This is a genomic window from Amycolatopsis sp. NPDC114478, from assembly GCF_055633805.1.
In genome coordinates, this window is record NZ_JBVKDO010000017.1 from 67,609 (window position 1) to 89,272 (window position 21,664).

At 71.9% G+C, this 21,664-nt stretch carries 19 protein-coding genes and 1 tRNA gene; 16 read left to right on the top strand and 4 right to left on the bottom strand.

Features of this window, described 5'->3' with window-relative positions:
- Positions 1-27 precede the first annotated feature (27 nt).
- Positions 28-101, top strand: a tRNA-Gly gene (locus ACZ7OH_RS36735).
- Here the strand turns inward: ACZ7OH_RS36735 and ACZ7OH_RS36740 are convergent.
- Positions 53-4,717, bottom strand: coding sequence for a HAMP domain-containing protein (locus tag ACZ7OH_RS36740; protein WP_470285218.1), 4,665 nt, complete (start codon positions 4,715-4,717; stop codon positions 53-55). The genes ACZ7OH_RS36735 and ACZ7OH_RS36740 overlap by 49 nt on opposite strands.
- Before the next feature lie 139 nt (positions 4,718-4,856).
- Between ACZ7OH_RS36740 and ACZ7OH_RS36745 the strand changes: the two genes are divergently transcribed.
- The 3 genes from ACZ7OH_RS36745 to ACZ7OH_RS36755 all read left to right on the top strand — a co-directional run bounded on the left by ACZ7OH_RS36745 (position 4,857) and on the right by ACZ7OH_RS36755 (position 7,379).
- Positions 4,857-6,473, top strand: coding sequence for a SpoIIE family protein phosphatase (locus ACZ7OH_RS36745; protein ID WP_470285070.1), 1,617 nt, complete (start codon positions 4,857-4,859; stop codon positions 6,471-6,473).
- Positions 6,474-6,548: 75 nt separating this feature from the next.
- Positions 6,549-7,091 (top strand): type 1 glutamine amidotransferase domain-containing protein, encoded by a 543-nt coding sequence (locus tag ACZ7OH_RS36750; RefSeq protein WP_470285071.1) that lies wholly within the window; start codon positions 6,549-6,551, stop codon positions 7,089-7,091.
- A gap of 123 nt (positions 7,092-7,214) precedes the next feature.
- On the top strand, positions 7,215-7,379 hold the full coding sequence (locus ACZ7OH_RS36755; RefSeq protein WP_470285072.1) for a hypothetical protein: 165 nt from the start codon (positions 7,215-7,217) through the stop codon (positions 7,377-7,379).
- Positions 7,380-7,438: 59 nt separating this feature from the next.
- Here the strand turns inward: ACZ7OH_RS36755 and ACZ7OH_RS36760 are convergent, their stop codons facing one another.
- Positions 7,439-7,855, bottom strand: coding sequence for a hypothetical protein (locus tag ACZ7OH_RS36760; RefSeq protein WP_470285073.1), 417 nt, complete (start codon positions 7,853-7,855; stop codon positions 7,439-7,441).
- 159 nt (positions 7,856-8,014) lie between these two features.
- Here ACZ7OH_RS36760 and ACZ7OH_RS36765 point away from each other — a divergent pair, with 159 nt between their 5' ends.
- The 3 genes from ACZ7OH_RS36765 to ACZ7OH_RS36775 all read left to right on the top strand — a co-directional run bounded on the left by ACZ7OH_RS36765 (position 8,015) and on the right by ACZ7OH_RS36775 (position 10,573).
- Positions 8,015-8,437 carry a helix-turn-helix domain-containing protein gene (locus ACZ7OH_RS36765; RefSeq protein ID WP_470285074.1) on the top strand — a complete coding sequence of 141 codons (423 nt, stop codon included), beginning with the start codon at positions 8,015-8,017 and terminating at the stop codon, positions 8,435-8,437.
- 63 nt (positions 8,438-8,500) lie between these two features.
- Positions 8,501-9,595, top strand: coding sequence for a beta propeller repeat protein (locus ACZ7OH_RS36770; RefSeq protein ID WP_470285219.1), 1,095 nt, complete (start codon positions 8,501-8,503; stop codon positions 9,593-9,595).
- A 138-nt stretch (positions 9,596-9,733) separates the two neighbouring features.
- Positions 9,734-10,573, top strand: a complete 840-nt coding sequence (locus ACZ7OH_RS36775; RefSeq protein ID WP_400904299.1) for an SAM-dependent methyltransferase — start codon at positions 9,734-9,736, stop codon at positions 10,571-10,573.
- Between the two features lie 54 nt (positions 10,574-10,627).
- On the opposite strand, the gene ACZ7OH_RS36780 is transcribed toward ACZ7OH_RS36775, so the two are convergent.
- Together ACZ7OH_RS36780 and ACZ7OH_RS36785 are read right to left on the bottom strand one after the other, a co-directional pair.
- Positions 10,628-11,461 carry an aldo/keto reductase gene (locus tag ACZ7OH_RS36780; RefSeq protein WP_470285075.1) on the bottom strand — a complete coding sequence of 278 codons (834 nt, stop codon included), beginning with the start codon at positions 11,459-11,461 and terminating at the stop codon, positions 10,628-10,630.
- Between the two features lie 23 nt (positions 11,462-11,484).
- Positions 11,485-12,669, bottom strand: coding sequence for an MFS transporter (locus ACZ7OH_RS36785; protein ID WP_470285076.1), 1,185 nt, complete (start codon positions 12,667-12,669; stop codon positions 11,485-11,487).
- A gap of 136 nt (positions 12,670-12,805) precedes the next feature.
- On the opposite strand from ACZ7OH_RS36785, the gene ACZ7OH_RS36790 reads away from it, so the two are divergent.
- The 9 genes from ACZ7OH_RS36790 to ACZ7OH_RS36830 all read left to right on the top strand — a co-directional run bounded on the left by ACZ7OH_RS36790 (position 12,806) and on the right by ACZ7OH_RS36830 (position 21,647).
- The gene (locus ACZ7OH_RS36790) at positions 12,806-13,267 is read left to right on the top strand and encodes a MarR family winged helix-turn-helix transcriptional regulator (protein WP_470285077.1); all 462 of its coding nucleotides are present in this window, start codon (positions 12,806-12,808) and stop codon (positions 13,265-13,267) included.
- 244 nt (positions 13,268-13,511) lie between these two features.
- A complete protein-coding gene (locus ACZ7OH_RS36795; RefSeq protein WP_470285078.1) occupies positions 13,512-14,783 on the top strand; it encodes an ROK family transcriptional regulator in 1,272 nt (423 codons plus the stop codon).
- Positions 14,784-15,002: 219 nt separating this feature from the next.
- Positions 15,003-16,124, top strand: a complete 1,122-nt coding sequence (locus ACZ7OH_RS36800; RefSeq protein WP_470285079.1) for an inositol-3-phosphate synthase — start codon at positions 15,003-15,005, stop codon at positions 16,122-16,124.
- Positions 16,121-16,948 carry an SCO3242 family prenyltransferase gene (locus tag ACZ7OH_RS36805; RefSeq protein WP_470285220.1) on the top strand — a complete coding sequence of 276 codons (828 nt, stop codon included), beginning with the start codon at positions 16,121-16,123 and terminating at the stop codon, positions 16,946-16,948. Before ACZ7OH_RS36800 ends, ACZ7OH_RS36805 begins: the two co-directional genes overlap by 4 nt.
- Complete coding sequence (locus ACZ7OH_RS36810; protein ID WP_470285080.1) at positions 16,945-17,766, top strand: sugar phosphate isomerase/epimerase family protein; 822 nt, start codon at positions 16,945-16,947, stop codon at positions 17,764-17,766. Before ACZ7OH_RS36805 ends, ACZ7OH_RS36810 begins: the two co-directional genes overlap by 4 nt.
- Positions 17,763-18,308, top strand: coding sequence for an EboA domain-containing protein (locus ACZ7OH_RS36815; RefSeq protein ID WP_470285081.1), 546 nt, complete (start codon positions 17,763-17,765; stop codon positions 18,306-18,308). Before ACZ7OH_RS36810 ends, ACZ7OH_RS36815 begins: the two co-directional genes overlap by 4 nt.
- Complete coding sequence (locus ACZ7OH_RS36820) at positions 18,308-19,159, top strand: TatD family hydrolase (protein ID WP_470285082.1); 852 nt, start codon at positions 18,308-18,310, stop codon at positions 19,157-19,159. The genes ACZ7OH_RS36815 and ACZ7OH_RS36820 overlap by 1 nt, the downstream gene beginning before the upstream one ends.
- Positions 19,156-20,283, top strand: coding sequence for a metabolite traffic protein EboE (eboE, locus tag ACZ7OH_RS36825; RefSeq protein WP_470285083.1), 1,128 nt, complete (start codon positions 19,156-19,158; stop codon positions 20,281-20,283). Before ACZ7OH_RS36820 ends, eboE begins: the two co-directional genes overlap by 4 nt.
- Entirely contained in the window at positions 20,280-21,647 is a 1,368-nt protein-coding gene (locus ACZ7OH_RS36830; protein WP_470285084.1) for a nucleotide pyrophosphatase/phosphodiesterase family protein, read from the top strand. Before eboE ends, ACZ7OH_RS36830 begins: the two co-directional genes overlap by 4 nt.
- The last annotated feature ends 17 nt before the right edge of the window (positions 21,648-21,664 follow it).

Consider the following 21,664-nt stretch of genomic DNA (forward strand, 5'->3'; position numbering starts at 1 on the left):
CCTCGCACCCGGGTACCTTGGGGGCACGCGGGTGTAGCTCAATGGTAGAGCCCTAGTCTTCCAAACTAGCTACGCGGGTTCGATTCCCGTCACCCGCTCCACCGTAGGACGCGGCGTCCGCCTCCAGGGACGCCGCGATCACGTCCAGTAGCTTGTCCGTGTCCACCGGCTTCGTGATGTAGTCGTCCGCGCCGCTGGCCAGGGTTCGGGCTCGGTCCTCCTGGGTGGCCTTGGCTGTGACCGCGATCACCGGCAGGTCCGCGTTGGTCGCTTCCGCCCTGATGGCCGCGATCGTCGCGTTGCCGTCCAGTTCGGGCATCATCACGTCCATCAGGACCAGCGCTGTGTCTTCGTGGCGCTCCAAGGCCCGGATTCCGTCCACGCCCGTCTCCGCGTAGACGACTTCCAAGCCCGCCTGCTCCAGGACCGCGGCCAGCGCGAACACGTTGCGCAGGTCGTCGTCGACGATCAGGACCTTCTCGCCGTGGAAGCGCTTCGGTGTGACGTCGGGTGCGGCCACCAGGACCGTGCTCGGGACCGCCGGCAGCCGCGGGGATGACAGGGCCGTCACCGCCGGGTCCACCAGGTTGGCCGCCGCCACCGGGAGGTACAGCGTGAACGTCGAGCCCACGCCCGGTTCGCTGACCACGCGAAGCTCGCCCCCGAGCAGCTCCGTCAGCTGCTGGCTGATGTTCAACCCCAGGCCCGTGCCGCCGTACTTGCGGCTCGTCGTGCCGTCCGCCTGGCGGAACGCCTCGAAGATGACCGCCAGCTTCTCCTCCGGGATCCCGATCCCGGTGTCCTCGACCGCGAACGCGATGATGCCCGGCGCGTTCCGCAGCGCCTCCTGCTCGACCTCCGCCGGGTCCGCCGAGCGGATGTGGAGGCGGACGCCGCCCTCGTCGGTGAACTTCGCCGCGTTCGACAGCAGGTTGCGCAGGATCTGCTGGAGGCGGTGCTCGTCCGTGTGGACGCTCCCCGGCACCGGCGGGTCGATGTGGACCGCGAACTCGAGCCCCTTGTCCGCGGTCAGCGGCCGGCACAGGGACTCGACGTAGTCCACCAGCTCCGGCAGCGTGATGTCGGACATCTGCATGTCCAGCCGGCCCGCCTCGACCTTGGCCAGGTCCAGTATGTCGTTGATCAGCTGCTGCAGGTCCGACCCGGCCGCGTAGATCGTCTTCGCGAACTGGATCTGCTTCTCCGTCAGGTTCCCTTCCGGGTTCTCCGACAGCAGCTTCGCCAGGATCAACGCGCTGTTCAACGGCGTCCGCAGCTCGTGCGACATGTTCGCCATGAACTCGGTCTTGTACTGCGACGCCACCGTCAGCTGCCCGGCGCGCTCCTCCAGCTCCTGGCGCGCCTGCTCGATCTCGCTGTTCTTGACCTCGATGTCGCGGTTCTGCTGGGCCAGCAGCGCGGCCTTCTCGGCCAGCTCGGTGTTGGACCGCCGCAGCTCGCCCTGCTGGGCCTGCAGCTGCTCCGACCGCGCCCGCAGCTCCTGCGCCAGCCGCTGCGACTCCGTCAGCAGCGCTTCCGTCCGCGAGTTCGACAGGATCGTGTTCACGTTGACGCCGATGGTGTGCCGCAGCTGCTCCAGCAGGTCCTGGTGGACCGTGCTGAACTCGTTGACCGAGGCCAGCTCCAGCACGCCGAGCACCTCGCCCTGGAACAGGACCGGCAGCACGATCAGGTTGACCGGCGACGCCGAGCCGAGCCCGGACGACACCAGCGCGTACTCCGGCGGCGCGTCCTGGACGAGGATCGTGCGGTGGTCGACGGCGGCCTGCCCGATCAGCGACTCGCCGATCGCGAACCGCAGGCCGGCGCGGGACTGGGCGAGGCCGTAGGCGGCGATGCACTCGAGCACCGTGCCGTCGCGGTCGTCGTCGCGGGCCAGGAAGAACGCGCCCTGCTGCGCCCGGACCAGCGGCGCCAGCTCGGACAGGATCAGCGCCGCGACCGACGCCAGGTCGCGGTGGCCCTGCATCCGGCCCGACAGCTGCGCGAGGTTCGTCTTCAGCCAGTCCTGCTCGCGGTTGGTCCTCGTCGTCTCCTTGAGGTTCGCGATCATCTGGTTGATGTTGTCCTTGAGGTCGGCGACCTCGCCGGACGCGTCGACCGTGATGTGCCGGGTCAGGTCGCCCGCCGTCACCGCCGTCGCGACCTGCGCGATCGCGCGGACCTGCGTGGTCAGGTTCCCGGCCAGCTGGTTCACGCTCTCGGTGAGCCGCTGCCAGGTGCCGGACACGCCGTCGACCTCGGCCTGGCCGCCCAGCTTGCCCTCGGTGCCGACCTCGCGCGCCACGCGCGTGACCTCCGAGGCGAACGCCGAGAGCTGGTCGACCATCGTGTTCATCGTGGTCTTGAGCTCGAGGATCTCGCCCCGGGCGTCGACGTCGATCTTCTTCGTCAGGTCGCCCTTCGCGACCGCGGTGGTCACCTGCGAGATGTTGCGCACCTGGCTGGTCAGGTTGTGCGCCATGAAGTTGACGTTCTCGGTCAGGTCCTTCCAGGTCCCGGCGACACCGGGGACGCGGGCCTGGCCGCCGAGGATGCCTTCGGTGCCGACTTCGCGGGCGACCCGGGTGACCTCGTCGGCGAACGCGCGCAGCGTCTCGACCATGCCGTTCAGCGTCTCGGCCAGGGCCGCGACCTCGCCTTGGGCCTCGATCCGGATCTTCTTCGACAGGTCGCCGTTGGCCACGGCGCTCGCCACGGTGGCGATGTTGCGCACCTGGTCGGTCAGGTTGTCGGCCATGACGTTGACGTTGTCGGTGAGGTCCTTCCACGTGCCCGCGACGCCGCGGACGCGGGCCTGGCCGCCGAGGATGCCTTCGGTGCCGACTTCGCGGGCGACTCGGGTCACTTCGTCCGCGAACGCGGACAGCTGGTCCACCATCGTGTTCAGCGTGGTCTTGAGCTCGAGGATCTCGCCGCGCGCGTCGACGGTGATCTTCTGCGTCAGGTCGCCCTGCGCGACCGCCGCCGTCACCTGGGCGATGTTCCGGACCTGGTCGGTCAGGTTGTTCGCCATCGAGTTGACGTTGTCGGTCAGGTCCTTCCAGGTCCCGGCGACGCCGGGCACGGTGGCCTGGCCGCCGAGCTTCCCTTCGGTACCGACTTCGCGCGCCACTCGGGTGACCTCGTCCGCGAACGCGGACAGCTGGTCCACCATCGTGTTGAGGGTGTCCTTCAGCTCCAGGATCTCGCCGCGCGCGTCGACGGCGATCTTCTGCGTCAGGTCGCCGCGCGCGACGGCGGTGGCGACCTGGGCGATGTTGCGGACCTGGGTGGTCAGGTTGTTCGCCATGAAGTTCACGGACCCGGTGAGGTCACGCCAGGTGCCGGCGACGCCGGGGACCTGCGCCTGGCCGCCCAGCTGGCCCTCGGTGCCGACCTCGCGCGCCACTCGGGTGACTTCGTCCGCGAACGCGGACAGCTGATCCACCATCGTGTTCATCGTCGTCTTGAGCTCGAGGATCTCGCCGCGCGCGTCGACGGTGATCTTCTGCGTCAGGTCGCCCTTCGCCACGGCCGTGGTCACGTGCGAGATGTTGCGGACCTGGTCGGTGAGGTTGTCGGCCATCTGGTTGACCGAGTCGGTGAGGCTGCGCCACGTCCCGGCCGCGCCGGCCACCTCGGCCTGGCCGCCCAGCTTGCCCTCGCTGCCGACCTCGCGCGCCACGCGGGTGACCTCGCCGGCGAACGCCGAGAGCTGGTCGACCATCGTGTTCAGCGTGTTCTTCAGCTGCAGGATCTCGCCGCGGGCGTCGACGTCGATCTTCTTCGTCAGGTCGCCGTTGGCCACCGCGGTCGCCACCAGCGAGATGCCGCGGACCTGGTCGGTGAGGTTGTCGGCCATCTGGTTGACCGAGTCGGTGAGGTCGCGCCACGTCCCCGCGACACCGGCCACCTGCGCTTGGCCGCCGAGCTTGCCGTCCGAGCCGACCTCGCGCGAGACGCGGGTGACCTCGTCGGCGAACGACGACAGCTGGTCCACCATGGTGTTGATGGTGTTCTTGAGCTCGAGGATCTCGCCGCGGGCGTCGACGTTGATCTTCTGCGTCAGGTCGCCGCGGGCGACGGCGGTGGTGACCTGGGCGATGTTGCGGACCTGCTCGGTCAGGTTGTCAGCCATGAAGTTGACCGAGTCGGTGAGGTCGCGCCAGGTCCCGGACACGCCCGGAACGACCGCCTGGCCGCCGAGACGTCCCTCACCCGCGATCTCGCGGGAGAGCCTCGTCACTTCGGCGGCGAAGCGCGACAGCTGCGCGATGAGACCGTTGACCGTCTTGGCGAGCGTGGCGTACGCGCCCTGCAGCGGACGGCCGTCCAGCGTCATGGTCATCGGCTGGGAGAGGTCGCCGTCGGCCACCGCGCCGAGCACCCGGTCGAGCTCGATCGTGGGCCGCGTGAGGTCTTCGACCAGGCCGTTGACGCTTTCGACGGCCGTGGTCCAGCCGCCCGGGCCGACCTCGGCCTCGAGCCGCTCGCTGAGCCGGCCGTCCTGGCCGACCGCCGCGCGCACCCGCAGCAGCTCGCTGACCAGCCGCTGGTTGCGTTCGGCGATGTCGTTGAACGCGACCGCGAGCTGCGCCGAGATGCCGTCGCCGTGCGGGACGAGCCGCCGGCGGAAGTTGCCGTCCCCGAGATCCCGCACCGCCACGAGCAGCCGCTCCAGCGCCGCCGCCTCGCTCTGGGATTCCGTTGTCATGTGTGCCGACCCTCTCCACCACGCATGCGCCAGCCATGGTCCACGACCCAGCGTGTCATGATTCGCCCTACACTTCGAGCCAGTCCGCCCGCTCACGCGGTAGCCGTGCGATAGCAGTCCGGAGGCAGGAGGTCCGTGCATGGTGTCACGTCCGGCCCCGGCGTCGGCGGCCCTGCCACCGATGACCGGTGAGGACGCGCCGCCGGGCTTCGACGCCTTCGGGCGGGCCGTCCTCGAGGACGTGCGCGACGCGGTGTTCCTCCAGGACGCCGAGGGCGTGCTGCGCTGGGCGAACCCGGCCGCGCGGACGCTGACCGGCGGCGGCGAGCCGCTGCTGAACCCCCTCGCGGAAACTGCGACATCCGGGGCTTCGCCCCAAGCCGGGGGCTCCGCCACCCGGACCCCCGGAAAGACTGTGGTGGGCCACGTCGAAGTCGCGGGTAATCGTCGTCCCGCCCGGATCCGCGCCCTGCCCGGCGGCTGGCACGCCTGGACCGTGCCCGCGGAGGACGTCCCGCAGCGGCACGTCGGGGACTTCCTCGCCGAGACCGGGCCGAGGCTCGCCGCCGCTCGCGGGCGTCACGGGACCGCGCGGGTGATCGCCGAGCTGGCCGCGTCCGCGCTGGCCGAAACCGTCTTCGTGCTGCTGCCGACCACCCGCGGCCGGTGGGAGTGGTGGAGCTGCGAGCGCCCGTCGGCGCACGGCCACGGCCGGATCCGGCGCGTCCCGGCGCAGGTCGCCCCGGTGCTGGCGGCGACGTTCGCGGCCACCGGGAAGCCGGAGCCCGCCCCGGTCCCCGCGCCCGAGATGGCGACCCTGCCCCCGGTCGTCGCCGACCGGTTCGCCGGGCACGCCGAGGTCGCGGTGGTGTCGCTGGGCCCGAGCGCCGGCGCCGGCGTCACCGGCGCGCTGCTGCTGGGCCGCCGCGCCGACCCGGAGTTCGGCGCCGAGCAGGCCCGCGCGGTGGTGGAGTTCGCCAAGGCGGCCGGGACGGCGCTGGCCAACGCGCAGCGCTACGCCCGCCAGGAGGAGGCCACGCGCGGCCTGGAGACCACGCTGCGCCCGGTCGACCCACCGGAGCTGGACGGCGCCCGGTTCGAGACCTGGTACGAGCCGGCCGGCGGGGTGCTCGCGGTCGGCGGCGACTTCTTCGACGTCCTCGCGCACGACGACGGCAGCGCGTTCCTCGTGCTCGGCGACATCTGCGGCAAGGGCGCCGAAGCCGCGGCGCTGACCGGGCGCGTCCGGCACGCGCTGACCGCGCTCGCGATGGTCGAGCGCGACGGCCGGACGCTGCTGCGGCTGCTCAACGAACTGCTCATCGCCGGCGGCAGCAGTCGGTTCGCGACGCTGGTGCTGGGCTCGGCCCGGCCGTCCGATGGCGGCGTCGAGCTGACGCTGGCCTCCGGCGGCCACCCGGCGCCGCTGATCGTCCGCCGGGGCGGCGTCGTCGAAGAGGTCACGGTCCCGGGGACGCTGGTCGGCATTTCGCCGCAGGCCCGGTTCGCCGAGGCGCGGGCGCGGCTCGAACGCGGCGACGTCTGCCTCCTCTACACCGACGGCATCACCGAGGCCCGCAACCGCCACGACCCGACGGAGCTGTTCGGCGACGACCGGCTGCGCGCGGTGCTGGCGACCGCGGCGGGGCAGCCGGCCCGCGAGGTGGTGCGGCGGCTGCGCCAGGCCGTGCGGGACTGGCTGGGGAGCTCGGCCCACGACGACATCGCCGTCCTGGCCGTGGAGTGCTCCGACTGAGTCCACTGTGGACCGGGTTTGGCCGGTTTTCGAGCGGGTAGTTCTTCCGTGCATTGATCCTGACGGAGGAGTCTGATGGCGAACTCACTGCAAGGTCGCCGCGTCGCGATCCTGGCCGCGGACGGCGTCGAACAGGTCGAACTGGAGAAGCCGCGCCAGGCCGTCCTCGACGAGGGCGCCACGGTGGAGCTGGTGTCCCTCGACACCGGCGAGATCCAGGCGATGAACGGCGACATCGACAAAGGCGACCGGTTCCCGGTCGACCGGAAGGTGGCCGACGTCGAGGTCGGCGACTTCGACGCGCTGCTGCTGCCGGGCGGCACGATGAACCCCGACAACCTGCGCACGGACGGTTCGGCGGTCAAGTTCGTCGGCGACTTCGTCCGCGCGGGCAAGCCGGTCGGGGTGATCTGCCACGGTCCGTGGACGCTCGTCGAAGCGGATGTCGTGCGCGGCCGCACGCTGACGTCGTACCCCAGCGTCCGGACCGACCTGCGTAACGCCGGCGCCACCGTCGTCGACGAAGAGGTAGTGGTCGACAACGGCTTGGTCTCGAGCCGGAACCCCGACGACCTGCCGGCGTTCTGCCGGACGGTCGTGCGGGAGTTCGCGGGCTGAAGTCCTTTGTAGACATTCACTCGACCGTGTGTTAAGTCCCGCTTAAATCTGTTGGCTTTCGGCGCCTCGGCGGAGGACGCTGAGGGTGTGACCAGGACCGCCCGTGGAGAGGAGGTGGACGCGATGACAGTGCAGGCCCGCCGCTACGGCCGCTGGTGCCGGGAGCACTTCGACGTGGTCGCCGCCGCCCGGGGCGTTCCCGCACCCCGCGGTACTGACGCCGTCGAGGCGCAGCCGGAGCCCGAGTCGCAGCCCGAGCAACCGGTCGTGGAACAGCCGCAGGGCTAGTTTCCCGAGCGTGAAGAAGGCCTCCCCGGGATTTCCGGGGAGGCCTTCTTCGCGTCCGGTCAGTGGTAGCGGTAGCCGCGGCGGTACCAGACCCGCCGGGGCCCCGGCACGCCGATCCGCGCGATCACGTCGGTCAGGATCGCGCCGATGACCAGCCAGATCACCGCCGCGAGGCCGTCGTTCAAGAACGTCGCCAGCTTCTCCGAATCCGGCGTGAACAGGTTGCGCAAGCCGAGGGAGACGCCCGCGGACCACTCGTTGATCATGTGCGCGAAGCCGTTCGCCATGTTCGCCTCGCCCAGCACCAGCACGATGTGGACGGCGAGCACCAGCGCGAACACCGCGCACACGAGGTGGATCAGGGCGTTGACCGTCCGCACGATCCGGATGCGCGGATGGGTGCGCTCCACGACTTCTTCGGTTTCGGCGGCTTCGTACCGCGGTTCGTACGGCTCCTGGGGCGGGGGATACGGCATCGTCGGCGCCGTCCTTTCGACTGTCCGATGTGGACGTATCTGGGCGAGCGGAAGCAACACCGGTGAATACCCCTCACTCGCGTGAGCAAACCGTGGGTTCCGTAAACTTCCCTGACAAGCAGCGTGATACGGTAGTTTGCGTGACGCGCTAGGAGGGTCATGGAGGTCTTCTCCGTCGAACAGGTCGCCGCGAAGCTCGGGCTGCACGTCCGGACGGTCCGGAACTACGTGCGCGACGGGCGGCTCAAGGCGGTCCGGATCGGCAAGCAGTACCGCATCGCCGCCGACGACCTCGAGGCCTTCACCGGGTTGCCGGTGGCGGAACCGCGGCCGGACCGGCCGATCGCCGAACTTTCGAGCGTCACCGAGGTCGCCGGCGTCGACCGGGCGACCGCCGACCGGATCGCCACCGTGGTCGTCGCGTCGGTGAACGGCCCGCGGGACGCCGGCGAGCGGCCCCTGCGCGTCGAGACCATCTACGACCAGGAGCGCGCCACGATGAAGATCATCGTGCTCGGCGACCTCGCCGCCGGCGCCGACCTGCTGCGGTTCGTCGCCTCGTTCACCGAAGGCCTGGCCTGAGGGATCGGCCACGCGGCGGAACCTCGCGACGACGCGCAACCCCCTCCCGTGCGACGCGTCCAGGTGATCATGAGAATCCCGGCGCTGCTGGCGTCCGTCCTCACCCTCCTGGCCGTGTCCGTCTCGCCCGCGACGGCGGAAACCGCCGTCCCGCAAGGGTTCCGGCCCGCTTCCGCGAGCTGGACCGGCTCCGCCACCGGGTACGTCCTGGGCTACTCGCCGTGCGGGAAGTCCTGGTGCCCGGCGCTGGTGGGCACGACCGACGGCGGGACGCACTGGCGACGTCTCGGCGCGCCGCCGATGTCGTTGCCCGACAACCACAACCACGTCGCGCTGACGGTCACGAGCCAGCACGTCGCCTACGTCAGCGACGGCGTCCACGTCCTCACGACGCGCGACGGCGGGGCGAGCTGGCACCCGGTCGGCCTGATCGGCGCGCGGGCGCCGTACTACCTCTCGAAGATCACCGAAACCGGCGGCCGCGTCTTCGCCGTGCTCACCACCTACGGCGAGGGCCGCGGTTCGACGCGGCTGTACTCCGGCGCCGCCGGCTCGCCGGTGCTGGTCCCGGTGCCCGGGTTCGCGGTCACCGGCGGGCTCACCTACGGCGACCTGGCCGTCGGCGGCGGCCTGCAGGTCGCGCTCGGCGCGGACTACGGCACCGAGCGGTACTGGACCTCGCGCGACGGCGTCCGCTTCACCCCGGCCGCGCCGCCGTGCCCGGCCGGGACGGTCGCCTCGCTCGCCGGCGTGCGCGACCGGCAGGTCGTGGCCTTGTGCAGCGGCAGCCCCGGCTCGCCGCAGCCCGGTTCGACCGAACGGCGGCTGCGGCACGCGCCCCGGCTCGGCGGGCCGTTCGCCGGCGAGGACGCGGTGCCGTACGCCGGGATCAACCAGGGGTTCGCCGCGGCGTCGCCGACGTCCGCGACCGTCGCGGCCGAGGGCGGCGGCACCGGGTTCCTGCACAGCACGACCGACGGCGGCCGCACCTGGACCACGACCGAGCTGCCGGACCGCGGGTTCAGCCTGACCGACTTGGACTTCCCGGGCGGGGGCACCGGAGTGGTCGTCGACGGCCAGCCGGACGCCGACGGTGGGTCCGCCCTGTACCGCACCACGGACGGCGGACACTTGTGGCGCGAGCTGCTGATCGAGTAGTTGTGCCTGGCAGGTAAGGCCCTTCGGCCCGGTTCACTTGGTGAACGGCATGTCGTAGTCTGAGCACTGTCCGTTGCCGGACACTGGTGGCCGGGCCCCGGGCAGGGACCGGCGCCACACGACGAGGGAGAACAGCCGATGACGCCTGGCGACCTGCGGTCCGGAACCGAGGGAGGCTCCGCGTCCCTCGATTTCTCCAAGGCGAGCCTGGCCCGGCTGTCGGACGCGTTGCTCGGCGGCCACGACCACTACGAGGTCGACCGCGAAGCGATGCGGCGCCTGCTGGCGATCGCGCCCGGCGCGCGCACGATGGCGAAGGAACACCGCGACTGGCTGGTGCGCGCGGTCCGGTTCCTGGCCGGGAAACGCGGCATCGACCAGTTCCTCGACCTCGGTTCCGGCATGCCCACCGCCGAAAACACCCACGAGGTGGCGCAGCGGTACAACCCGGACGCGCAGGTGGTGTACGTCGACAACGACCCGGTCGTGCAGGTGCACGGCCGGGCGCTGCTGGAGGAGAACTACCTGACCCACGTCACGGGCGCCGACCTCACCAAGCCGGCCGAGACGCTGAACGACGACGTCGTGAAGGAGTACCTCGACTTCAAGCGGCCGGTGGCGCTGATCCTGACGTCGATCATCCATCACATCGACGACTACGAGCGCGCGAAGTCGATCGTCGCGGAGTACGTGGCAGCGCTCGCGCCCGGCTCGTTCCTGCTGCTCACGCACCACTTCGACCCGGAAGAGGACTCCCCGCGCCAGGAGCTGGCGCGGCTGCTGGAGACGAGCTTCCAGGGCACCGGGCTGGGCAGCGTGCACCGCACGCGCGAGCAGATCACGGCGTTCTTCGACGGCACGGAGCTGCTGCGGCCCGGGCTGGTCTACCTGCACGAGTGGTGGCCGGACGGCCCGCGCCTGCACCCGCTGAGTGAGCTGAACTTCCTGACGCTGGGCGGGGTCGCCCGCAAGCAATGACGTGGATGACCCGTTCCTGTCGCCGGCGGACAGGACAGGAACGGGTCATCCGGGTCAGCCGGCGTTGAAGGTGTCCGGGTCCGGGCCGGTGCGCTCGCCGCGGTCCAGCGGGGCCAGCGACTCGATCTCGTCCTCCGACAGGGTGAATCCGAACACGTCGAAGTTCTCCTCGATCCGCGACGGCGTCACGGACTTCGGGATCACCACGTTGCCCAGCTCCAGGTGCCAGCGCAACACGATCTGCGCGGGCGTCCGCCCGTGCTTCACCGCGAGGTCCGCGATCACCGGGTCGCCCAGCAGCGAGCCGCCCTTGGCCAGCGGGCTCCAGGCCTCCGTCGCGATGCCGTGCTTCGCGTCGAACTCGCGGACCTCCTGCTGCTGCAGGTACGGGTGCAGCTCGATCTGGTTGACCGCCGGGACGACGTCGGAGGCGTCCATCAGCCGTTCGAGGTGCGCGGGCTGGAAGTTGGACACGCCGATCGCGCGGACGCGGCCGTCGGCGTAGAGCTTCTCGAACGCCTTCCAGGTGTCGAGGTACTTGTCGCGCTTGGGCGTCGGCCAGTGGATCAGGTACAGGTCCAGCTGCTCGAGGCCCAGCTTCTTCATGCTTTCGTCGAACGCCTTGAGCGTCGAGTCGTAGCCCTGGGCCGAGTTCCACAGCTTGGTGGTGATGAACAGCTCGTCGCGGGGGATGCCGGACTCGGCGATCGCCTGGCCGACACCCTTCTCGTTGCCGTAGACGGCGGCGGTGTCGATGCTGCGGTAGCCCGTTTCGAGGGCGGTCTTCACGGCGGCGGTGGTCTCGTCGTCCGGGACCTGGAACACGCCGTAGCCGAGTTGCGGCATCCGCACGCCGTTGTTGAGTTCGATCACGGGCACGCTGGTCACGAGGGGTCCTTTCGGTGGGTGGTTCATGGGGCGGGTACCCGTTCCCCGGCGTCGAAACTAGCCGGGGCCGTGCGGTCGAGCAGGCCGGAGACGAACGCCACGGCGAGGCCCGCCGCGGCGAGCGCGGCGCCGATCCAGTTGGGGGCGGTGTAGCCCAGGCCGGCCTCGATGGCCTGGCCGCCGAGCCACGCGCCGCCCGCGTTGCCGAGGTTGAACGCGGCGATGTTCGCCGCCGAGGCCAGCGCCGGGGCGCCCTCGGCCTTGGCCAGCACGCGGGCCTGTAGCGGCGGTACCGTTGCGAAGCCCGCCGCGCCGAACAGCGCGATGGTGATCGCGGCCGGGACTTTCGCGTGCGCGGTGAAGACGAACGCGACCAGCACGATCGCGAGCGCGGCGAGGATGACGTAGAGGCTCGGCATGAGCTTGCGGTCCGCGGCCCGCCCGCCGAGCAGGTTGCCGGCGAACAGGCCGGCGCCGAACAGCACGAGCAGCCAGGTGACGGCGCCGCTCGAGAAGCCGGCGACCTCCGTCATCATCGGCGCGATGTAGGTGAAGGACGCGAACACGCCGGCGAAGCCGAGCGCCGTCATGACCAGCGCGAGCCACACCTGCGGGCGGCGGAACACGGCCAGTTCGCCGCGCAGGCCCGCGCCCGGCTCGGGTTCCTGGTGCGGCACGAGCGCGAGGATGCCGATCGCGCCGACCACGCCGAGGGCGCTGACCACCCAGAACGTCGAGCGCCAGCCGAAGGCCTGGCCGAGCGCGGTGCCGGCCGGGACGCCGAGGACGTTCGCGACAGTCAGCCCGGTGAACATCAGCGCGATCGCGCCGGCTTGCTTGGCCGGGGCGACCAGCGACGCGGCGACGACGGAGCCGACGCCGAAGAACGCGCCGTGCGACAGCGCCGCGACGACCCGGCCGGTCATCAGCAGGCCGTAGCTCGGGGCCAGCGCCGAGAGCACGTTGCCCGCGATGAACAGGCCCATCAGCGAGACGAGCACGGTCTTGCGCGGCACCCGCGAAGCGAGCGCGGTGAGCAGGGGAGCGCCGACGACGACGCCGAGCGCGTAGCCCGAGATGAGCAGGCCTGCGGATGGGATCGAGGCACCGAAGTCGGCCGCGACCTCGGGCAGCAGGCCCATGATCACGAACTCGGTGGTGCCGATCCCGAAAGCGCTGATCGCCAGTGCGAGCAGAGCGGCGGGCATGGGCTTCCTTCTTCCGGAGGTAGACTGAGGGCGTTGGCAACTACAAGCGTCCGAGATAGTTGCAGACGCCGTATATTGCACAGGCTTGATAGTGCAGCGTGCAAGGGAGCACGCGCAAGCCGGGGAGAGGTGAACCGTGTCACTGGACGACGACGCCGTCGAAGCGCGCGCGCAGGGCTGGCGGACGCTGGCCGCGCTGCACGCGCGGATCGAGGACAGGCTGCAACGCGCGCTGGAGCGCGACCACGAGCTTTCGGTGAGCGAGTACAGCGTGCTCGACGCGCTGGCCCGCCAGGACGGCTTCCACCTCCGGATGAACCAGCTGGCCAACGCGGTGGTGCTCAGCCAGTCGGCGACGACGAGGCTGGTCACCCGGCTGGAGGGCCGCGGGCTGCTGGCCCGCTACCTCTGCGCCGACGACCGCCGCGGCATCTACACCGAGGTGACGCCGGCGGGCCAGGCGTTACTGACGGCGGCGCGTCCCACGCACGACGCGGCGCTGGCGGAGGCCCTTGCGGACGCTGAGGGCTTGCCGGAACTTTCGCCGCTGGTCGCCGCGCTGGGCAAGCTTTCTTTCCCGGCGGTGCCCGCGTCCTGACGCAAACTTGCGCAAATCCCGCCGACACTCCCGCCGGGCGGCACCGGCCCGATCGGCGGGGGGATTACGGCGGGCGGGCTCCTTAACTCCTGCTCCATCCGTGGGACACTTTCGCTTGCCGCGTGCGATAGTTTCGCTGGTCAGCACCGTTTGTCCGGCTTTCGTCCGCTGTCCGGTCTCGTTGACCCGACCGTTTCGCCCGTCTTAATTTGTTGGTCCAGCAGACGAACCGGGCGGTGTCGGCGTGGACTCCTCCTTCTCCCTCAAACCGGTGCGCCCGGCCGACCAGGCCGCCGTCCGCCGGAGCAACCTGGCGCTGGTGCTGCGGCACCTGCGGGACGTGGGCCCGCGGTCGCGCGCGGCGATCGCCGCGGAGACCGGGCTGAACAAGGGGACCGTGTCGAGCCTCGTCTCGGAGCTCGTCGGCCGGGGGCTGGCGCGGGAAGGCGAGCGGGAACGCGCCGGTGCCGTCGGGCGGCCGGGCACGATCGTCGAGCTGGACGGCCGCGGCGTCGGCGGCGTCGGCGTCGAGATCAACGTCGACTACCTGACCGCGCTCGCCCTCGACCTCACCGGCACCGTCCTGTTCGACCAGCGCGTGGCGCTGGACGTCCAAGCGCTCCCCGTCGCGAAAGTCCTCGACGCCGGCGCGGAACTGACCGCGCGGGCCCTGCGGGAGTGCCGTCGCCTGGGCGTCACGCCGGCCGGGGTGACCGTCGGCATCCCGGCGTTGGTCGACGTCGCGAGCGGCACGGTCGCCTTCGCGCCCAACCTGCACTGGACCGACGTCCCGGTGGTCCGCGGCATCACCGACCGGCTGACCCGGCGGCTCGGCCCGCCGTCGTTCCCGATCCGCACGGCCAACGACGCCAACCTCGGCGCGCTCGGCGAGTACGCGATGGGCAGCGTCGCCGGCACCGCCGACCTGGTCTACCTGACCGGCGAGATCGGCGTCGGCGGCGGGGTGATCTCCGGCGGCCGGCTGCTCGGCGGCGCCGAGGGGTTCGCCGGTGAGATCGGGCACATCCAGGTCGACCCGGCCGGCCGCCTCTGCGGGTGCGGGCGCCGGGGGTGCTGGGAGACGCTCGTCGGGCTGGCCGGGATGCTGCGCCTGGCCGCGTCGCCCGCCGACCCGGTGCACGACCCGTCGCTCGACCTCGAACAGCGGCTCGACATCATCCGCCGCCGCGCCGAGCGGAAGGACCGGCGGACGCTCGACGCGCTCGCGCAGGTGGGCACCGGGCTCGGCGTCGGCGCGGCCGCGCTGGTCAACGTCTTCAACCCGCGGGTGGTGCTGCTCGGCGGCTACTTCGCCCAGCTCGGGCCGTACCTGCTCGGCCCGATGCTGGCCGAGCTGGAAGCCCGGGTGATCGCCCCCGGCATCGGGGGCTGCCGCGTCGAGCTGTCGTGGCTCGGGTTCTCCGCGGCTTCGCGCGGCGGGGCGCACGTCGCGCTCCAGGCGGTGTTCGACGACCCGGCGCTGGTGCCGGTGCGAGCGGAAAGGGACAGCGGATGAGGCCCCATCGACCGGTCCGCAAGATGGGACGTGTCAGGGCCGGATCCAGCAGGCAGACTGGGCCGCGTTCACGACTGGGTGGAAACACGTGATCGACTCCGGCGATGTAGCTCTGGCGGGCACCCGCACGCGCGGCGACACGAGCGCCGCGTGCGGTGCCCCGCCCCGCGGCACCGGAGGAGCTTTCGGCGCGGGCTGAACCGAACAGGTGGAGGAAACATGGGGAAGATCGGTGTCTGGCTGATCGGGGCCCGCGGATCGGTGGCCACGACGGCCATCGCCGGGGCGGCCGCGATGCGCGCGGGACTGGCCGCGCGCACGGGCTGCGTGACCGAGCTGCCGGACTTCGCCGGGGCCGCGCTGCCCGGGCTGGGGGACCTGGTCTTCGGGGGCCACGACGTCGTCGATACGCCGCTGGTCAAGCGGGCCGAGCACCTGGTGGCGGCGGGCGTGCTGCCGGCGACGCTGCCCGGCCCGGTCGCGGCGGACCTGGAGGCCGCCGAGGCGCGGCTGCGGCCCGCACCGGACGGCGGTGGCCGCGCGGCGATCGACCGGGCCGTCGCCGACCTGACGGCGTTCCGCGAGGGGCTCGACCACGTGGTCGTCGTCAACGTCTCCTCCACCGAGCCGCCCTGCGCGCCGCACCCGGCGCACGCGTCGCTCACCGCGCTCGAAGCTGCGCTGGACGCGGGTGAGGACGTGCTCCCCGCGAGCGCGCTGTACGCCTACGCCGCGTTCCGCGCCGAGTGTGGGTTTGTCGACTTCACCCCCTCGACGGGCGCGCGGCTGCCCGCGCTCGACGAGCTCGCCCGCGCGACCGGACAGCCCTACGCGGGCCGGGACGGCAAGACCGGCGAGACGCTGCTGCGGGCGGTGCTCGCGCCGATGTTCGCCCAGCGCGCGTTGAACGTCCTGTCCTGGTCGGGGACCAACCTGCTCGGCGGCGGCGACGGCGCCACGCTCGCCGACCCCGGCGCCGCGTCCAGCAAGAACGCCTCGAAGCAGCAGGTGCTCGAGCAGAATCTCGGCCACCCGGTCGACGGCGAGGTCCACATCGACTACGTCCCGGCCCTCGGCGACTGGAAGACCGCCTGGGACCACGTGCTGTTCGAAGGCTTCCTCGGCACGCGCATGACGCTGCAGCTCACCTGGCAGGGCTGCGACTCGGCGCTCGCCGCGCCGCTGGTGCTCGACCTCGCCCGGCTGACCGGCAAGGCGTGCCGCGACGGCGTCGCCGGGCCGGTGGCGGAGTTCGGGTTCTTCTTCAAGGATCCCGTCGGGGACGGCCCGCACGACCTCGCGTCGCAGTTCGCCGCGCTGCGTGAGTGGGCGAACCGGTGAAGGCCCTCGTCGAACTCGTCCGCGCGCCCGCCGCGCTGACCGTGCCCGGGGACGCCGTCGCCGGAGCCGCCGCTTCGGGCTGGCCGTTCGGCCGCCGCACGCTGGCCCTGACCGGCGCGTCCGTCTGCATCTACTGGGCGGGGATGGCGCTCAACGACTACGCCGACCGCCACCTCGACGCGATGGAACGGCCCGAGCGGCCGATCCCGTCGGGCCGCGTTTCGCCGGGCACCGCGCTCGGCGTCGCGACCGGGCTGACCGCGGGTGGGCTCGGCATCGCCGCGGTCGCCGGCGGGAAGCGGGCCCTGCGCGTCGCGCTGCCGCTGGCCGCGACCGTCTGGGCGTACGACATCGTGCTGAAGGAGACCGTGTTCGGGCCGGCCGCAATGGCCGCGGCCCGGACGCTCGACGTGCTGCTCGGCGGCGGTGGGGCCCGCGCGGCCGTGCCGGCGGCGCTGACCGTCGGGGCGCACACCTACGCCGTGACGGCGCTGTCCCGGTCCGAAGTGGACGGTGCGAAACCCGCGCTGCCGGCGGCCACCCTCGCCGCCACGGCCGGGGTGCGCGTCGCCGCCGGGCGCGTCGGGCCGCTGGCGTCGGCACTGCTCGGGACGTACCTGGCGACGACCGGGCGGGCGCAGTTCGACGCCGTCCGCGACCCGGCCGCGCCGAAGATCCGCCGCGCGGTCGGCGCCGGGATCCACGGCATGATCCCGCTGCAGGCCGGGCTGATCGCGCGGACCGGGGCGTGGCGCTCGGCGCTGGCCGTCGCCGCCGCGTTCCCGGTCGCGCGGGCGCTGAGCCGGAAGGTGTCGCCGACATGAGGTTCGGGTACGGCACCAACGGCTTCGCCAACCACCGCCTCGGCGACGCCCTGCGCGTCCTCGCGGACCTGGGCTACGACGGCGTCGCGTTGACGCTCGACCACCAGCACCTCGACCCGTTCGGGCCGGACCTCGCGAGCCGCGTCGCGTCGCTGGCCGCCGAGCTGGACCGGCTCGGGCTGGCCGTCGTGCTCGAGACCGGGGCCCGGTTCCTGCTGGACCCGTGGCGCAAGCACTCGCCGACGTTCCTCGACCCCGACCGCGCGCGCCGCGTCGAGTTCCTGACCCGGGCCGTCGAGATCGCCGCCGACCTCGGTGCGGAGGCGGTGTCGTTCTGGAGCGGGAACAAGCCCGCCGACCTGCCCGCCGACGAGGCGTGGGCGCACCTGGCCGACGGGTGCGCCGAGGTGCTCAAGGCGGCCGACGAACACGACGTCAAGCTCGGCTTCGAGCCGGAGCCGGGCATGCTCGTCGAGGACCTGGACGGCTACTTCGAGCTCGCGCGCAGGCTGGGCGACCCGGAGCGGTTCGGGCTGACGCTGGACATCGGGCACTGCCGGTGCAACGAGTCCGCGTCCGTGCCCGATTGCGTCCGGCGGGCCCTGCCGCGGCTGGTGAACGTCCAGATCGACGACATGCGCCGCGGCACCCACGAGCACCTCGAGTTCGGCCGGGGCGAGATCGACTTCCCGCCGGTGCTGGAAGCGCTGTCGCCGTACGCCGGGCTGGTGGCCGTCGAACTGCCGCGGGACAGCCACGCGGCCCCGCGGATCGCCCGCGAGTCCCTGGAGTTCCTGCGGAAGGCGGTGGCCGCGTGAACGCCTGGCTCGACGAAGCTCTGCAGAAGGTCGCGACCGACGCCACGGCGCTGCGCACGGTGTTCCCGGGGGTCGGCCGCCGGGTCGGCCGGGGTCCGTCGGACACCCCGGGGTGGACGGTCGACGACGTGGCCCGCGTCGAGCTGCTCAAGGCGGCTCCCGGGGCCGCGGCGGAAATGCCGGACCTCTACCGCTACGGCGACGCCGCCGAGAAGCGGGCCGTCCTCCGTGGACTGTCCGTTGTGGACATCGGGGACGCCGGACTCGACCTGGTCGCGGACGCCCTCCGCACCAACGACACCCGGCTCGTCACCGCCGCGATGGGGGAGTACGCGGCGACGCACCTCGACGACGCCGCCTACCGCCACGGCGTCCTCAAGTGCGTCTTCATGGGCATCCCCCTTGCCGAAGTCGCCGGGCTCGACCGCCGGACCGACGACGAACTGCTGCGCATGATGCGGTCCTTCGCCGCCGAGCGCACCGCCGCGGGCCGCGACGTCCCCGCCGACCTCCGCCCGCTGTTGAACGAACAGGACGCCTGATGCGCATCTTCGACCCGCACATCCACATGAGCTCCCGGACCACCGACGACTACGCGGCCATGCACGCCGCCGGCGTCCGCGCGCTCGTCGAACCGGCGTTCTGGCTGGGCCAGCCCCGCACGAACGTCGGCAGCTTCACCGACTACTTCGACGCGCTCGTCGGCTGGGAGCCGTTCCGCGCGAGCCAGTACGGCATCGCCCACCACTGCACGATCGCGCTGAACCCCAAGGAGGCCAACGACCCGCGGTGCGCGCCGGTGCTCGACCTCCTGCCGCGGTACCTGGAGAAGGACGGCGTCGTGGCGGTCGGCGAGATCGGCTACGACTCGATGACCGCCGAGGAGGACAAGGCGTTCGCGGCGCAGCTGGCGCTGGCGATCGACCACGACCTGCCGGCGATGGTCCACACCCCGCACCGCGACAAGGCCGCCGGCACCGAACGGAGCATCGCCGTCGTCCGCGAGTCCGGCATCGCGCCCGGGCGCGTGGTGCTCGACCACCTCAACGAGATGACCGTCGCGATGGTCAAGGACTCCGGCTGCTGGATGGGTTTCTCGATCTACCCGGACACCAAAATGGACGAAGAGCGGATGGTCGCGATCCTGAAGGAGTACGGCATCGAGCGCGTGCTGGTGAACTCGGCCGCGGACTGGGGCAAGAGCGACCCGCTCAAGACCCGCAAGACCGGCGACGCGATGCTGGCCGCCGGGTTCACCGAGGACGACGTCGACCGGGTGCTGTGGCGCAACCCGGTCGAGTTCTACGGCCGGAGCGGGCGGCTGTCGCTGGAATCCGACACCGTGGCCGCCGAGTTCGCGGGCAACTCCATCCTGCGGGGGGCGCGCAAGTGAGGTTCCGGCACCGCGACGGCACGCTCGTCCACCTCGCCTACTGCACCAACGTGCACCAGGCCGAGGACCTCGGCGGTGTGCTCGCCCAGCTGGTCCGCTTCGGCGAGCCGGTGCGGGAACGCCTGGGCGTCGACCGGCTCGGGCTGGGCCTGTGGCTGGCCCGGCCGGTGGCCGCCGAGCTGACCGCCGACCCGGGGGCCGTCCGCAAGCTGCGCGCCGAGCTGGCCGCGCGCGGCCTCGAGGTCGTCACGCTCAACGGGTTCCCGTACCAGGGGTTCCACGACCCGGTCGTCAAGCACAAGGTGTACCGGCCGGACTGGTCGACGCCGGAGCGGACCGCCTACACCCTCGACCTGGCCCGGCTGCTCGCCGAGCTGATGCCGGACGACGCCGTGCGCGGCAGCGTCTCGACGTTGCCGCTCGGCTGGCGCACCGAGTGGCGGGACGACCGCGGGCAGCTCGGCTTGCTCGCCGAGGGACTGGCGAAGGTCGGCCGTCCGGTCCGGGTGGCGTTCGAACCCGAACCCGGGTGCGTCATCGAGACGACCGCGCAGGCGGCGGCCCTGTTGTCCGATGTGGACAAGGACTGGCTGGGCGTCTGCCTCGACACCTGTCACCTCGCGGTCGGGTTCGAGGACCCGGCGGCCGCGCTCGGGCGGCTCGCCGCGGCCGGGCTCGACGTCGTCAAGCTGCAGGCGTCCGCGGCTCTGGAGGCCGCCGCGCCGAACGACCCGGCGACGCGGAAGGCGCTGGAGTCCTTTGTGGAACCCCGGTTCCTGCACCAGAGCAACGAAGGCGCTCCGCCGGGCGCCGACGACCTCGACGAAGCGCTGGCCGGTGGCCTCCCGGGTGAGGCGCCGTGGCGCGTGCACTTCCACGTGCCGCTGCACGCCGACCCGGCGCCGCCGCTGACGTCGACCCGGCCGGTGCTGGCCGGGACGCTGGCCGAGCTGTTCGGCGGCGCGACCGCGCGCACCGACCACGTCGAGGTCGAGACCTACACCTGGCAGGTGCTCCCGGACGCACCCGCCGACGACGCCGGGCTGGTCGCGGGCATCGCGGCCGAGCTGGACTGGACCCGGCGTTCCCTGATCGAACTAGGCTTGGAAGAGGTTTCGGAATGAGCTTGCTGGTTCTCGACGTCGTCGGGCTGACGCCGCGGCTGCTCCCGCACATGCCCAACCTGCGCAAGATGGCCGAGCCCGGCTTCACCGCGCAGCTGGACACCGTGTTCCCGGCGGTGACGTGCTCGGTGCAGTCGACGTTCCTCACCGGCCTGCAGCCGGCCGAGCACGGCATCGTCGGCAACGGCTGGTACTTCCGCGACCTCGGCGAGATCTTCCTCTGGCGCCAGCACAACAAGCTGGTCCAGGGGGACAAGTTCTGGGACGCGGCCCGCCGCGCGCAGGCCGGGCACCGCGTCGCGAACGTGTGCTGGTGGTACGCGATGGGCATGGACGTCGACCTGACCGTCACCCCGCGGCCGATCTACCACGCCGACGGCAAGAAGTCCCCGGACGCCTACACCCACCCGCCGCAGCTGCACGACCGCTTGGTCGGGGAGCTCGGCGAGTTCCCGCTTTTCACCTACTGGGGCCCGACGGCCGCGATCACGTCGTCGAAGTGGATCATCGCCGCGGCGCGGAAGATCATGGCCGAGGACAAGCCCGACACCACGCTGGTGTACATCCCGCACCTCGACTACGACCTGCAGCGCTTCGGCCCGGACGCGCCGCAGGCCGCGGCCGCCGCGCGCGAGATCGACACGGCGTTGAAGCCGCTGCTGGACTTCGCGGCCGCGGGCGGGCACACCGTCGTCGCGCTCTCGGAGTACGGCATCACCAATGCGAGCCGGCCGGTCGATATCAACCGCGCGCTGCGCCGCGAGGGCCTGCTCAACGTGTACGTCCAGGCGGGCATGGAGTACCTCGACCCGTGGACGTCCCGCGCGTTCGCGGTGGCCGACCACCAGGTCGCGCATGTCTACGTCGCCGACCCCGCCGATATCCCGCGGGTGCGGGACATCGTCGCCGGACTGTCCGGAGTGGACGTCGTACTGGATCGCGAAGGCCAGGCGGGCATCGGGATCAACCACGAGCGGGCCGGCGAGCTGGTCGCGATCGCCGAGCCGGACGCCTGGTTCACGTACTACTACTGGCTGAGCGACGACCGCGCGCCGGACTTCGCGAAGACCGTCGAGATCCACCGCAAGCCCGGCTACGACCCGGCCGAGCTGTTCTTCGACCCGAACGACCCCGCGGTGAAGCTGAAGGCGGCGTCGGCCTTGGCGCGCAAGAAGCTCGGCCTGCGGTACTCGATGCAGGTCGTCCCGCTCGACCCGGCGCCGGTCCGCGGGAGCCACGGGCGGCTGCCGGACTCGCCCGAGGACGGACCCGTGCTGCTGTGCTCGGATCCGTCGCTGGCGCGCGAAAAGATCCACGCGACCGAAGTCAAGGAGCTGCTGCTAGCGGCTGTCCGCACCGAGTAGGACGCACCAGGAGGTCA

Coding starts and splice junctions, on each gene's coding strand:
- ACZ7OH_RS36765 (WP_470285074.1), top strand. CDS start 8,015: ATGGAGGTCTTCTCCGTCGAACAGGTCGCCGCGAAGCTCGGGCTGCAC.
- ACZ7OH_RS36810 (WP_470285080.1), top strand. CDS start 16,945: ATGAGGTTCGGGTACGGCACCAACGGCTTCGCCAACCACCGCCTCGGC.
- ACZ7OH_RS36785 (WP_470285076.1), bottom strand. CDS start 12,669: ATGCCCGCCGCTCTGCTCGCACTGGCGATCAGCGCTTTCGGGATCGGC.
- ACZ7OH_RS36740 (WP_470285218.1), bottom strand. CDS start 4,717: ATGACAACGGAATCCCAGAGCGAGGCGGCGGCGCTGGAGCGGCTGCTC.
- ACZ7OH_RS36775 (WP_400904299.1), top strand. CDS start 9,734: ATGACGCCTGGCGACCTGCGGTCCGGAACCGAGGGAGGCTCCGCGTCC.
- ACZ7OH_RS36745 (WP_470285070.1), top strand. CDS start 4,857: ATGGTGTCACGTCCGGCCCCGGCGTCGGCGGCCCTGCCACCGATGACC.
- ACZ7OH_RS36820 (WP_470285082.1), top strand. CDS start 18,308: ATGCGCATCTTCGACCCGCACATCCACATGAGCTCCCGGACCACCGAC.
- ACZ7OH_RS36760 (WP_470285073.1), bottom strand. CDS start 7,855: ATGCCGTATCCCCCGCCCCAGGAGCCGTACGAACCGCGGTACGAAGCC.
- ACZ7OH_RS36750 (WP_470285071.1), top strand. CDS start 6,549: ATGGCGAACTCACTGCAAGGTCGCCGCGTCGCGATCCTGGCCGCGGAC.
- ACZ7OH_RS36755 (WP_470285072.1), top strand. CDS start 7,215: ATGACAGTGCAGGCCCGCCGCTACGGCCGCTGGTGCCGGGAGCACTTC.
- ACZ7OH_RS36800 (WP_470285079.1), top strand. CDS start 15,003: ATGGGGAAGATCGGTGTCTGGCTGATCGGGGCCCGCGGATCGGTGGCC.
- ACZ7OH_RS36830 (WP_470285084.1), top strand. CDS start 20,280: ATGAGCTTGCTGGTTCTCGACGTCGTCGGGCTGACGCCGCGGCTGCTC.